Below are 13,379 nucleotides of genomic sequence, written 5' to 3' on the forward strand. Positions count from 1 at the left end.
CCAGCCGTGCTGACAGTGCGCCGATCATGCGTTGCAAATCCCTGTTCATCATGTCCATTCATCCCTAATGAAAATTACGGGTTAGCGTGACTACGCCATCGGCCCGCTCGTGCCCCAGCCAGGTGGTCCAACCCAGGCGGCAAACCGTGTTTTCGCCAATGTGCAGAGCCCTGATCTGACCCTGCGCCAGTACCAGACGCAGGTCGTATTCCAATGGGTCGCGCAGGGTCAGGCGCACCAGCGAACGCAGCGGCTGATAGGCCTTTCCCGTGGGCAGGAAGTCGTGAAAACGCTGCCACCCCAACGCGCGGACATGCACCCTGAACTTGCCACTGCGGTCAGCGACGCGGCGCCCCAGCACCAGGTCCTCGCCAAGCACACTGTTGGCCCGCCCCAGGTCATTGCGCTGGACCGGGCTGATCTCGACCTGGCGTTCAACCCACTGCTCGATAAACAACGCGTCGTGCTTGAAGTAGTAGCGCAGGACCGACTCGATCAACGCCGCCGAGTGCACACGCACACTCAGCAGGCCCAGGTAGGGCAGCAGGCGTTTGCAATCGAGCTGGGAAGCGCCACGGATTGCGGTGCCGCCCAGACCCGTCAAGGCAAACATCTGCTCGGAAAAACCATCACTGGCGCCTGCCCGGAAACACGCCCGATAGCGGTACTTGCGCCAGATCGGGAGCATCAGCCGGTGCAAGCGATGATGGAACATATCCAGGAAATCTCGAGTCGGGTTGCCGCCTGGCTGCTCGGCAAATGCCTGCTCACCATAAAACGCAGGCAGTGGGGACCCGGCGCCAAATAACCCCAGTACATTGAGGCGCAGGCGTGCGCGCAAATGTCCATGCTCCATAAAGAACTCCACTCGGTCGATATCGTGCGCGGCAAAGCCCAAGCCAGGGTTGGCCTGGAACTCCAACTGGTCGTACAACGCGTCCTCATCCAGCAGCGGATGAGCCTCACGCAATCGCTCGATCACCTGCAAAACCGCCTGGAACAACGTGTATTCACGGATACCACGGCAAAGTTGATTCAGAGCAGGGGCTGTTGTCCCGTCAGGGATGGCCATAAATACACGTCTCCTTGTGTGCTGATGACACGCAACTCGTGATGGGAATTGAGGCTGGCATAAAGCGCAAAGAACTGATTGAGGACCGAAGCGAATACAAATAAGTCGCCCTGGCCGACAAAGCCTTGGGAATCGACCGTCAGATCGACCCGCACCCCTCGCACGGGCAACCCACGATGCAGGCGATCCGTCGCCTCATGATGGATGGCGCGCAAAGCCGCCAGTCTTTTCTGGCTGACCTTCAGCGCCTGGCGGTCGTAATAACGCGGCAGGTCGTAGGTTGCGAGAATCGCCTTCAAGGCGTTGATGTCGATCAACGACAAGTAGTTGAGCGACATATTGCTGATGAGATTCCACAGGAAATCCTGGTCCAGGGGCGGTGCGTAGCTCGCCGTTGGCGCGGTGATATTGCGAAACGTCAACGACTCCGGTGTGTGTTCGCCGGGCTGGTTGATATCGCCTGCACGTAATTGCCGTGGCAGGTTGCAATTGGTACAGGTCAGTTCGACCGACAGGGTTTCCTGGCCCTGTTTGCGGCGATTGCCGAACCCCATCCAGGTGTCGAGTCCACCATGTTGAACCGACGAACGTTGGCGAATGCTGTAGCTGGGCGGTGCCGCCACAGGCTCGCTGTGGCAGTCATGTTCAAACGACTCGAACCGCACGTAGGTTTGATAGCCCAAGCCACCGGGGCGCCAGCCGGTGACCCGGTCCACTGAATACACGCTGGCATTGCCCGGCGTGTATTCCCCAGGTACCAAAAGGTACTCGTCCTGTTTACCGTCCAGGCGAATGGGAATTGCATCCTGAGTAAACAGGTTGACGATGGGCGTGCAATACAGCTTTACGTTATCCAAGGTAGGACGCAGGGGCTCGCGGCCCTGACTGCGGAGCTCGAAACGCATCACCAGGCCGTGCGCCTGCCGGAGCAACTCGTGAGACAACGTGTGCAACACCTCCAAGCCTTCGACATCGACAAACAGGTACTTCTCGGGAAACGCGAAGTACTCCTGCAGGTGCCGATAGCCCTCCAGCGTGTTCTGCGGATAAGGAATCAGCGCCTGTTCCTGGGAAAACCCCACTGGCCGGACCTGGTTGGCATTGAGCCGCAGCGTCAGGGGTTGGTCATCGCCGGCGCTGATCGGCAGGCCATCGTGATCCACGAGCTGCAGGCTGATTCCCGCCAGATGACGCAATAGGCCCAAGTACAGGCCCTGACTGATGTAGTGGTCGCCGGCCAGGTGCAGTCGCAGCGAATCGAATTCCAACTCACTGAAGCTGCCGTCGACACTCATGCACAGGCGCAAATCCAACCAGGCCCCTTCGCCCTGGCATTTGTATTCCAGGTCAGTGAGTTGCAATGGCATGACATCGGTGGGATAGCATGTACGGAACTGGCAACGCTCACCGTGGATGGGAGCGCTTTGCACGGCGGTATCCCGAGCCACCCGAACGCTTGGGCCGGCGCGTTTCAACGGGTCGAATTGCAAGATGCTGAAGGCCGGTATCGGGCGCATGTAATGGGGCCAGAGCAAGTGCATCAACGAGTGCGTCAACTCCGGCAGTTCGTCATCCAGCTTCTGACGCAAGCGCCCGGTCAGGAATGCAAAGCCCTCCAGCAAGCGCTCGACATCCGGGTCCTGGCCCGCTTCGCCGAGAAACGGCGCCAGGGCGGGATTACGTTCGGAAAAACGTCGCCCCAGTTGGCGCAACGCACTGAGTTCGCTTTGAAAATAACGGTTAAGCGTCATTGGCACAGACCTCAACCCGCCCGGTATCCGTGAGGCGCGCGTGGAACACTACAGGATGCAGTACGCCCGCAATCATCCGCTCAGCCTCAATGGCGAATGCCAGGGACAAGGAGTCACGCACAACCGGCAACAGCCTGACACGTACGTTCGTCAGCCGCGGCTCATAGGCCTGGATAAAACGTTCGATATGCAGCCGCGACTGGCTCAAGGACTCATGCAAGCTGAGCCGCATGTCATTGAGGTCAGGCAAGCCATAATCAGGCAGCGTCTGGACACTGCCCGCACGAGTGCTGAGCATTTTCCCCAAATGTGCGGCGATGGACGCCACGGTGGCACCCGGGTTAGACGCCCCCTGCTCGAGGCGTTCGAAAAGGCTGTTGTGCTCAAGCATGCCCTGGCTTCTGCTCATTCTTTATCGAGCTTCCCGACCAGGGACAACGTGAAGTCTGCCCCCATGTATTTGAAATGCGGGCGTACCGTAACGTTGACCCGGTACCAGCCAGGCTCGCCCTCGACATCGCTGACGACAATGCGCGCAGCGCGCAAAGGGCGCCGCCCGCGCACCTCGGCACTGGGATTTTCCTGGTCCGCCACGTATTGGCGAACCCATTTGTTGAGCTCCAACTCCAGGTCCGTCCGCTCTTTCCACGCGCCCAACTGCTCCCGTTGCAGCACTTTGAGGTAATGAGCCAGGCGGTTGACCACCATCATGTAGGGCAATTGGGTGCCCAAGCGGTAATTCAGCTCTGCCGCCTTGCCCTCCTCACTGATGCCGAACGATTTGGGCTTCTGCACGGAGCTGGCGGAAAAAAACGCTGCGTTATCGCTGCCCTTGCGCATGGTCAAGGCGATGAAACCTTCTTGTGCCAGCTCGTACTCACGTCGGTCCGAAATCAGCACCTCCGTAGGAATCTTGGTTTCAATCTCGCCCATGCTCTGGAAGTGATGCAGCGGCAGGTCTTCGACCGCCCCGCCGCTTTGCGGGCCAATAATGTTGGGGCACCAGCGAAAGCGCGCGAAGCTGTCGGTCAGGCGAGTGGCAAAGGCATAGGCGGTATTGCCCCACAAGTAATGCTCGTGGCTGTTAACCACGTTCTCCTGGTAGGCGAAGGTCTTGACCGGGCACTCAAGGGGGTCATACGGGGTGCGCAGCAAAAAGCGCGGCACGGTGAGGCCAATATATCGTGCGTCTTCGCTCTGCCGGAAACTTTGCCATTTGGCAAACTGCGGGCCTTCGAAATGGTCCCGCAGATCCTTCAGGTCGGGCAACCCGGTGAAGCTTTCCAAGCCGAAGAAACTTGGCCCCGCTGCAGCGATAAAGGGCGCGTGGGCCATGCCGGCGACGCTGGATGCGTATTGCATCAGTTTCACATCGGGCGCACTGGGCGAAAGAAAGTAATTGGCAATGATCGCGCCCACTGGCTGACCGCCGAACTGACCGTATTCGGCGCTATAGACGTGCTTGTATAACCCGGACTGGGTAATTTCCGATGAATCTTCGAAATCATCCAACAGGTCCTCGCGCGAAACATTCAGCAGTTCGATCTTGATGTTCTCGCGAAAATTGGTGCGATCGACCAGCAACTGCAAGCCTCGCCACGAAGCCTCCAACGCCTGGAAGTCCGGATGGTGAAGGATCTCATCCATTTGTTCGCTGAGCTTGGTGTCGATCTCGGCGATCATCCGGTCGACCAGGCGTTTCTTTACGGGTTCGTCACAATTATGTGGCTTGACCAGCTCTGCGATAAACGCCGACACGCCGCGCTTGGCGATGCCATAAGCCTCGTCGTCGGCGCTGAGCAATGTCTGGGAAATGATGTTATCGAGGATGCTACCGCTTTCGATAACCTGTACGGGTTGCGTGCCGTGTTGAATGGTGGTCATGGTGTCAGTGTCCTTTTACTGAAAACGTCAGGCTTGAGGCCTATCCAGGCCCAGTTCGGCGAGCACTCGTGCGCGAGAGTCACCATTGGCCAACGCCCGCTCGATAGCGTTGCGAAAGCTGGGCGTATTGCCCAGCGGTCCCTTGAGCGCCACTAATGCCTCACGCAATGCCATCAACTTTTGCAATTGCGGGATCTGCTCCACCAGGTTCGCGGGGTTGAAGTCCTTCATGGTGTTAATTCGCACCTGAACCGGCAGTTCTTCCACGTCGGCTGCATCCTGGAGGCGGTTGGGAACGCTCAGCGTCAGGCTCAATGCTTGCTTGGCCAACACCTCGTCAAAGGTGTGCTTGTCGATACCGATGGGCTTGCGATCTTCGAGTTTGCGTGGGTCCGCGCGCTGGGAAAAATCCCCCAGCACCAGCAGCTTCAACGGCAGTTCGACATCTTCCTGAGCGCTACCGACCGCGGGTTTGAAGGTAATATTGATACGTTCCTTGGGGGCTACCGAACCGTCTTTGGCCATGGTGCTTCTCCTTTTGATGAGGCGCTATTCAAGTACTGCTTCCAGGTCGAAATGGCATAACCGGCGATGCAGGGTGTCTTTTCCGTCTTGTACGGCTTGGTTTTGTGGCAACAGGTCGTAGCAGCGATACAGCAGTTGGCCCACTTGCACGGCCAGCTCCGGCTCCCAACTTTCCAGGCCCGTGCGCTGTAATTGCAGGTCGAGTTGTTCCAGCTGGAACCTGGCCAGGTCATGCTTGCCGGCCGCCACACACAACCTGGCCAGCGCCAGGTGCCAGTGAAAACGCGCTCGATCACCACACGCCGCCCGCAGCCCTTGCTTGAGCACACTCACCGCGGCCTTGAGCCCGTCTTTGCGCAGGCAGGGCATCACCGCCTGCAACGCGGCTTCCCAGGGCTGAGCAGCGCTGTCGACGACGACATTGGAGGGCTCAGGCTTGTGCAGGTGACGCATGACGTGAAATGCGATCCACTCACCTGTCGCGGAGTCGGCAAAGGGCGTGCCGTCCTCGAACCGATACTCAGGCAGGTTCGGCAGGCGATGCAGCAGCAGAGCAAATTGCATTTCCAGTTCGGTCATGGCGAGGTCTGCGTGCAAGGCCTCCAGGCACTCCCAGACCATGCGCAAACCATCGAACCAGAACATTGCACCGGCCAGGCTGACCTCGAGTTCAAGCAACAGATCGGCGTAATGGCCTTGGCTGAAGCGGTCTTGATAGCGCTTGCGCTTGTCGGTAGCCAATGGGCGCAGCGCCGTGACGCGCTCATTATTGGCGTCGGGATAATTGACGAGCATCAGCCAGGCCAAGGTTCGGCCCAGGCGCAAGGCGCGCGGGTCGGCCGCATCCTGACGCAACCACCAGGTACATAAAGGCCGAGCCTGCTCCTGCAATGCGCGCAGCCGTTTGTGCGCGTCTTTTTCGTTATTGAGCGGTTGCTCGGGGGCCGGCAGCGGGCTTGGCGCAGGTTTGACCCGGGCAATGACGCCCGCGACGTCGCCAGGTTCGGCAGCAGCCTGGGCCAAGCGCGCCGACAGCTGCCGGCGAACCGGCAACAGCAGCGGCGCCTCGCTGCCAAGCTGTTCACCCCATATCTGATCGAGACATTCGAGGTGTTCCAACAGCGCCTGGAATAAAGGCCGTTGATCACTGAGCGGCAGGTTGTGCGCGCACGCTTGCTCAAGGCGCAACACCAACCAGCCAAACGCCGCAACGCGGGTACGCAGCTTAACTGGATAGACCTGCGACCAATGGTGCTCGCAGAGTTCGCGCAGCACACCGAGACCAGCCAGCAACCCAGCGAATGAATCACGCTGATACAGGGCCCAGGTCAACCAGGCGGCAACGCGGAGATCCTTGGAATGCTCACGCAAAATGCACTCGCTGATCTCGCTGATCTTCTGCCAATCCGGCAGCCCCGCACCATGAATGGAGTGAGCCTTGCCCAACTCGGTTTCCAGCACCTCAAACTCGCTTGAAAAACGCATGTCGCTACCAACAAAACTGCTTGGCGAACACGCTGTCCGGGCAAGTTCCTGGCAATAGGCATATAGCTGTTCTGAATAAACTATTTTGGGCTGCACACAACCATCCAAGGCAAAATAGGCAAAATTAACGTCGTTGTTAAAAACCTTTTAACTTCCGTTCAAAACACATCGAAGTGAACGAACCTTAGCCACGAAAAAAACAATCAGCAAGTAACGGAACGGAACTTAAGAAACATCCTACGCAGCTTGAAAATAAAGACATGCGCAGTTATTTGCGCAGTCTATCCAACTAGAAAACACTCTCAAGCGCCCACAGCCTTGCATTTACAAAAACACATGACATGAGCAACTAAGTGCGCATAGGCGTGCAACTAATAGCGCTAAAAACTCACCCACAGCCCTACAACAAATTCTCAATAACGGCCACTGAGTCTTCTTCGCCCTTATTTCATTGAGCCTCACACTTTCAGGCACGCTTCTTGTTAAAGGCACTTGACCGCTCAGCGCTCTCGCTGCCCGGCAATACCTACTCAATCAGGCAAGGAAACCCGTCATGCCCACACCCGCGTACCTCTCCATCACTGGTGTCAAACAAGGTTTGATTACGGCAGGCACATTTACCCAGGACTCGGTAGGCAACATTTATCAGGAAGGCCATGAGGACCAGATTCTGGTGCAGGCGTTTGCTCATCAGGTGATCATTCCCCGCGACCCGCAATCGGGCCAGCCGACCGGTCAGCGCGTGCATAAACCCCTGATGATCAGCAAGGTTTTCGATAAATCCTCACCCTTGCTGTTCAGCGCCCTGACCACCGGCGAAGAAGTGTCCTGCCGCCTGGAGTGGCTGCGCACCTCCTCGGCCGGAACCCAGGAGCACTACTTCACGATTGAACTGGAAGGCGCCACCATCGTTGACATCCAATCTCGCATGCCCAACTGCCAAGACCCAGACAACGCCCACTTTACCCACCTGGAGGATGTGCACTTCACCTATCGCAAGATTATCTGGACTCACGAAGTGGCCGGGACGTTCGGCTCGGATGACTGGCGCAGCCCAGTGACGGGTTAACGCGAGCAGTAAAGACGGTAACCACGATGCGAAGCGAGCCGCTGTTGATCTTGATCTGCTTTTGATCTTGATCTCAGGCGCCCCGTTAAACCACGCTGGCCGAACGCAGGCTTGAATTCGTGGCTAACCCGGCAGGACGCCGGGTTAGCCGCCCCGCGCCATGGATGGCGCGTGGCGGCGGCCCACGGATTCAAGCCTGCGTTCGGGCACACCGAGCCCAAGCGAGGTGCCGAGTGGTGGGGCAAGAGCGCTTTGCTTACTTTCGCGCTTTTCGAAAGTGAGCCGCCGTTGGGCGGAACCCTAGGTGGCCGTTACCGCAGAAATGGATATGTACACAATCCAACTGTGTTGACTGCCAGGCCGCCTTCGCTAGCAAGCCAGCTCCCACAGTTGGATTGTGGGGTGTCAGGTAGATAGGTATTGCTTGTCAGGGCGTTATCGCAGGCAAGCCAGCTCCCACAGTTGGATCCTGGGGTGTCAGATAGATAGGTATTGCTTGTCAGGGCGTTATCGCAGGCAAGCCAGCTCCCACAGGTTCAGCGTCGCGACACACAGGCCTCATCACAACCGGACAAACCAGCTCAATCGCAGTATGGTTGCCCTCTAACCACTCCCCAGGAAACACCGGTAATGCTGTTTGTCGTCATGCTCGGGGGAAAGCACCCGCGAGCCAGGATCGAAGTACACGATGTGGTATTCGCAGTGGCCGATACCCTGCAAGCCACCTACCCACAATTACGCGACGCCTGGTTTGGCAGCCCCAAAGGCGTACACATCGATTCATGGATGGCCGTCGATGGCGTCGACGGCTGGAAGGTTGAACTGAGCCACCTGGCGCCCCACGGCGATGCGCCGCGCCTGTACTTCATCAACCTCGGCGGCTACGAGGCCAATAGCTTTGGCGAAGCCCACCACTACCTGCTGGTGGTCGCCCGTAACAAACAGGAGGCCATGCGCAAAGGTAAGCAGCAGATGCTCAGCCACTGGTCCCAGGCCCACACCGACACGGTGCTGGATATCGACGATTGCCTGCCCATCGACCTGGTGGACGGCCGCTATATCCACCTGGTGCAAGCAGCGCACCAAGCGATCGTGCAGCGCAACGACTATCTCGTACTGCCTTGAACCGGCATGACCTAAACAGCGGCGACTGAAAACCCAGTGGAACTTTGCCGAGAAATAACCGCCTGAATCCGGTACGCTCACCGTTTTTTACTCTAGGAGTTACTCACCATGGCCAAAGCCACCGCCCGTCACATCCTCGTTGCCTCTGAAGACAAGTGCAACGAACTCAAGGCCCAAATCGAAGGCGGCGCTGATTTCGCAGAAGTCGCTAAAGCCAACTCCAGCTGCCCATCCAGCCGTCAGGGCGGTGACCTCGGTTCGTTCGGCCCAGGCCAGATGGTCAAGGAATTCGACACCGTGGTCTTCAGTGCCCCGGTCAACACCGTGCAAGGCCCGGTGAAGACCCAGTTCGGCTATCACCTGCTGGAAGTCACCAGCCGCCAGGATTGATTCAATCTGCGCTGATGCTATAAACAACGGCCCGCCCTTTGGTGGGCCGTTGTGCATCTGATGACTGGCGATGCCCAGGCCGTTAGCGTACAAATCCTTATTATTCTTTACCCGGCGCTCAAGGCTGATAATGCGATTGGCTTTTTCATCTCTGCTCTGCTCCACCCTGGCCTTTCTAATGGCCAGCACTGCGGTGATCGCAGCCCCGCAAACCTACCTGACGGTGTACGGCGAGCCCGCCAAGTACGCCGAAGGTTTCAGCCATTTCGACTATGCCAACCCCAACGCCCCCAAGGGCGGCAGCCTGCGGCGCTCAGCGCTGGAGGTGGGGCGGTTTGACCATGTGCTGCCCTATATCGACAAAGGCATCGGCGTGTCCCAGGTCGACGGCTGGGTGTATGCACCCTTGGCGTTGCGCTCGCTGGATGAGCCTTACACCGTCTATGGCCTGGTGGCGCAAAAGATGGAACGGGCCGACGACGGCCTGTCGCTGCGCTTCTACCTGAACCCCAAGGCGCGCTTTGCCGATGGCACGCCCATTACCGCGCAAGACGTGCGCTACAGCTTTGACGTGTTGATGACCCAAGGCAGCCTGCGCTATCGCACGTTATTTGCAGACGTCAAACACGTCGAAATCGAAGGCGAACGACAGGTGCGCTTTGATTTTTCCAGCAACGAAAACCGCACCCTCCCTCTGGATCTCGCCACTTTGCCGGTGTTCCCCGAGCACTGGTGGAAGACCCGCGACTTTGCCAACGGCGGCGGCTACGAAGCGCCACTGGGCAGCGGCCCTTACAAGGTCAGCAAGATCGACTCCGGCAGTACCATCACCTTCACCCGCGACCCCGACTGGTGGGGCAAGGACTTGCCGGTCAGCCGCGGCTTGTACAACTTCGATCACCTGAGCCTGGAGTACTTCGGCGACACCGAAGTAGCGCGCCAAGTGCTACGCGGCGGCGCCTATGATTTCAACCGTGAATTCTCCGCCACCGGTTACTCCATCGGCTACAACGGCCCGGCCCTGGACGATGGCCGTCTGCAGCGCGCGCACCTGGCCAAGGAGATGCCGCAGCCGGCCCAGGGCTATGTGTTCAATGTGCAAAAACCGATGTTCAAGGATCGCCGCGTGCGCCAGGCCCTGGCGATGCTGTGGGACTTTGAATGGGCCAACCGCCAAATGATGCGCAACCTGTACATCCGCCAGCAGAGCTATTTCTCCAATAGCCCGCTGGCCGCCAGCCAGTTACCGACCCCGGAAGAACTGGCGATCCTCGAACCCCTGCGCGGTCAGGTTCCCGACGAGGTGTTTACCCAGGTGTTCAAGGCCCCGGTCACCGATGGCAGTGGCATGATCCGCGACAAACAGCTGCAAGCCTTGGCCCTGCTGGAAGACGCCGGCTGGAAACCTGTGGGCGACAAACTCGTCAATGCCCAGGGCGAGCCACTGGAATTCACCTTCCTCAACGTCCAGAACGGCCTTGAGCGCCTGTTGCTGCCCTACAAACGTAACCTGGCGCAGATCGGCATCACCCTGAATATCCGCCGCATCGACTCCTCGCAATACGTCAACCGACTGATGGCCCGCGACTACGACATGATCGTCACGGGTTTCCCGGTCACCACCTCGCCCGGCATGGAGCTGTACAACTATTTCGGCTCTGCCGCCGCGTTCGATTCGGGCGCCAACAACTACATCGTGCTCAAGGACCCGGCCGTCGATACCCTGATCCATGGCCTGGTCAAGGCTGATACCCAGGCGAAGATGCTCACCTATGCCCACGCCCTGGACCGCGTGCTGCAATGGAATTACCTGTGGATCCCCAACTATTACCCACCGGGCACCTCCGCCGCATGGTGGAACCGTTTCGGTCGCCCGGCCATCGAGGCGAAGAACGACGAAGCCCTGGAAACCTGGTGGGAAGTCAGCCCCACCCCGCTGACGAACGAACAAATGCAGGCTGAGTTGAAAAAACGCGGAGAGGCCCACTGATGTTTGCCTATATCGTACGGCGCCTGCTGCTGATCATCCCGACGCTGGTGATCATCCTGTTGGTGAACTTCGTGATCGTGCAGGCCGCGCCCGGCGGGCCGGTGGAGCAAGCTATCGCCCACTTGCAAGGCATTGGCGGCGGTGGTGTAGCCGGCGCATCCGGCGAAGGCATCAGCGGCTCGCGAGCCAGCCGCGGTCTGGACCCAAAGCTGATCAAGGACATCGAGAAACAATACGGCTTCGACAAATCCGCGCCGGAACGCCTGTGGTTGATGCTCAAGAATTACGCCCAACTGGACTTCGGCAACAGCTTCTTTCGCGGCGCAACGGTAACTGACCTGATCCTGGAAAAGATGCCCGTCACCATTTCCCTCGGCCTGTGGGCCACGCTGATCACCTACCTGGTGTCGATCCCGTTGGGCATACGCAAGGCCGTGCGCCATGGCAGCAGCTTTGATATGTGGAGCAGCACGGCCATCGTCATCGGTTACGCGATGCCGGCGTTCCTGTTTGCAATGTTCCTGATCGTGGTGTTCGCTGGCGGTACCTCGCTGAACTGGTTCCCGGTACGCGGGCTGGTCTCGGAAAACTTCGCCGAACTGAGCACCGTGGGCAAAATCGCCGACTACTTCTGGCACCTGGTATTGCCGGTAACCGCGTTGGTGATCGGCGGGTTCGCCACCTTGACCATCCTCACCAAGAACTCGTTCCTCAATGAAATTACCCGCCAGTACGTGGTCACCGCCCGCGCCAAGGGTTTGAGCGAACGCCGGGTGCTGTACGGTCACGTGTTCCGCAATGCGATGTTGCTGGTGATCTCGGGGATTCCCCAAGCGTTTATCAGCGTGTTCTTTGCCGGTTCGCTGCTGATCGAGGTGATCTTCTCCCTCGATGGCCTGGGCCGCATGAGCTACGAGGCGGCCGTGTCCCGCGACTACCCGGTGGTGTTCGGCTCGCTGTTTATCTTCACCCTGTTCGGCCTCTTGATAAAACTCATCGGTGACCTCTGCTACACCCTGGTGGACCCGCGTATCGACTTCGCCGCGAGGAACGCCTGATGCTCAACCTCTCCCCCGTGGCCCGCCGACGCTTCGAGCGCTTCAAGAAAAACCGCCGTGGCTGGTGGTCGCTGTGGCTGTTTATCGGCCTGTTTATCCTGACCCTGGGCGGCGAGTTGATCGCCAATGACAAGCCGCTGGTGCTCAGTTTCAAGAACGAGCTGTATTTTCCGGTGTTCAAGCGCTACACCGAGCAGCAGTTCGGTGGGCAGTTGCCGTTCCAGGCGGACTACCGCAGTGACTACGTGCAAAAGCTGATCAAGCAGGAGGGCGGCTGGATGCTGTTTCCGCCAATTCCTTTCAGCGATGACACGCCCAACTACGAACTCACCCGCCCTGCCCCGAGCCCGCCGTCGGCGGTGAACTGGCTGGGCACCGATGACCAGTCCCGCGATGTGTTGGCCCGGGTGATCTTTGGTGCACGGGTGTCGATCCTGTTTGCCCTGGCCCTGACCGCCATCAGCGCCGTCATTGGCATTGCCGCCGGGGCGTTGCAGGGATACTACGGTGGCTGGGTAGACTTGCTCGGCCAGCGCATCCTGGAGGTGTGGTCTGGCCTGCCGGTGCTGTACCTGCTGATTATCCTGTCGGGGTTTGTGGAGCCGAATTTCTGGTGGTTGCTGGGGATCATGGCGCTGTTTTCCTGGCTGGCCCTGGTGGACGTGGTGCGCGCCGAGTTCCTGCGCGGGCGCAACCTGGAATACGTCAAGGCCGCGCGCGCCCTGGGCCTGGGCGACGGCAAGATCATTCGTCGGCACATCCTGCCCAACGCCATGACCGCGACCCTCAGCTATTTGCCGTTCATTTTGACCGGGGCGATATCCACCTTGAGCGCCCTGGATTTCCTTGGCTTCGGCATGCCCGCCGGCAGCGCGTCCCTGGGCGAGCTGATCGGCCAGGGCAAGCAGAACCTGCAAGCGCCGTGGCTGGGCTTGACGGCGTTTTTCACCCTGGCGCTGATTCTGTCGTTGCTGGTGTTTATCGGCGAGGCATTGCGTGATGCCTTCGACCCCCGCTCATGAGTGACCGC

Annotated in this window: 12 protein-coding genes; 6 read left to right on the forward strand and 6 right to left on the reverse strand. The window is 59.0% G+C overall.

From position 1 onward, the window contains the following. Positions 1-64 precede the first annotated feature (64 nt). The 6 genes from tssG to tssA are packed head-to-tail and all read right to left on the reverse strand — an operon-like array spanning position 65 to position 6,801. Entirely contained in the window at positions 65-1,072 is a 1,008-nt protein-coding gene (tssG, locus tag RHM69_RS06845; protein ID WP_014718220.1) for a type VI secretion system baseplate subunit TssG, read from the reverse strand. Next, positions 1,036-2,823, reverse strand: a complete 1,788-nt coding sequence (gene tssF / locus RHM69_RS06850; RefSeq protein ID WP_019817600.1) for a type VI secretion system baseplate subunit TssF — start codon at positions 2,821-2,823, stop codon at positions 1,036-1,038. The genes tssG and tssF overlap by 37 nt, the downstream gene beginning before the upstream one ends. Continuing rightward, entirely contained in the window at positions 2,813-3,214 is a 402-nt protein-coding gene (gene tssE / locus RHM69_RS06855; RefSeq protein WP_019817601.1) for a type VI secretion system baseplate subunit TssE, read from the reverse strand. The genes tssF and tssE overlap by 11 nt, the downstream gene beginning before the upstream one ends. Positions 3,215-3,228: 14 nt before the next feature. Continuing rightward, positions 3,229-4,707: a type VI secretion system contractile sheath large subunit gene (tssC, locus tag RHM69_RS06860; RefSeq protein WP_014718217.1), complete on the reverse strand. Its 1,479-nt coding sequence runs from the start codon at positions 4,705-4,707 to the stop codon at positions 3,229-3,231. Between the two features lie 27 nt (positions 4,708-4,734). Continuing rightward, complete coding sequence (gene tssB / locus RHM69_RS06865) at positions 4,735-5,232, reverse strand: type VI secretion system contractile sheath small subunit (protein ID WP_014718216.1); 498 nt, start codon at positions 5,230-5,232, stop codon at positions 4,735-4,737. Between the two features lie 24 nt (positions 5,233-5,256). After that, positions 5,257-6,801 carry a type VI secretion system protein TssA gene (tssA, locus tag RHM69_RS06870; RefSeq protein ID WP_200601012.1) on the reverse strand — a complete coding sequence of 515 codons (1,545 nt, stop codon included), beginning with the start codon at positions 6,799-6,801 and terminating at the stop codon, positions 5,257-5,259. Between the two features lie 469 nt (positions 6,802-7,270). On the opposite strand from tssA, the gene RHM69_RS06875 reads away from it, so the two are divergent. The 6 genes from RHM69_RS06875 (at position 7,271) to RHM69_RS06900 (ending at position 13,371) form a co-directional block, all read left to right on the forward strand. Next, complete coding sequence (locus RHM69_RS06875; protein WP_200600991.1) at positions 7,271-7,786, forward strand: Hcp family type VI secretion system effector; 516 nt, start codon at positions 7,271-7,273, stop codon at positions 7,784-7,786. Positions 7,787-8,416: 630 nt separating this feature from the next. Then, complete coding sequence (locus RHM69_RS06880; RefSeq protein ID WP_014718213.1) at positions 8,417-8,911, forward strand: DUF1543 domain-containing protein; 495 nt, start codon at positions 8,417-8,419, stop codon at positions 8,909-8,911. Between the two features lie 108 nt (positions 8,912-9,019). Next, on the forward strand, positions 9,020-9,301 hold the full coding sequence (locus tag RHM69_RS06885; protein WP_014718212.1) for a peptidylprolyl isomerase: 282 nt from the start codon (positions 9,020-9,022) through the stop codon (positions 9,299-9,301). Positions 9,302-9,431: 130 nt separating this feature from the next. Then, positions 9,432-11,291: an extracellular solute-binding protein gene (locus RHM69_RS06890; protein WP_014718211.1), complete on the forward strand. Its 1,860-nt coding sequence runs from the start codon at positions 9,432-9,434 to the stop codon at positions 11,289-11,291. Beyond that, entirely contained in the window at positions 11,291-12,349 is a 1,059-nt protein-coding gene (locus RHM69_RS06895) for a microcin C ABC transporter permease YejB (RefSeq protein WP_005788805.1), read from the forward strand. Before RHM69_RS06890 ends, RHM69_RS06895 begins: the two co-directional genes overlap by 1 nt. Beyond that, positions 12,349-13,371, forward strand: a complete 1,023-nt coding sequence (locus RHM69_RS06900; RefSeq protein WP_014718210.1) for an ABC transporter permease — start codon at positions 12,349-12,351, stop codon at positions 13,369-13,371. The genes RHM69_RS06895 and RHM69_RS06900 overlap by 1 nt, the downstream gene beginning before the upstream one ends. Positions 13,372-13,379: the final 8 nt, after the last annotated feature.

This window comes from Pseudomonas sp. CCI1.1 (genome assembly GCF_034348165.1).
GTDB classification, from domain to species: Bacteria; Pseudomonadota; Gammaproteobacteria; order Pseudomonadales; family Pseudomonadaceae; genus Aquipseudomonas; species Aquipseudomonas paracarnis.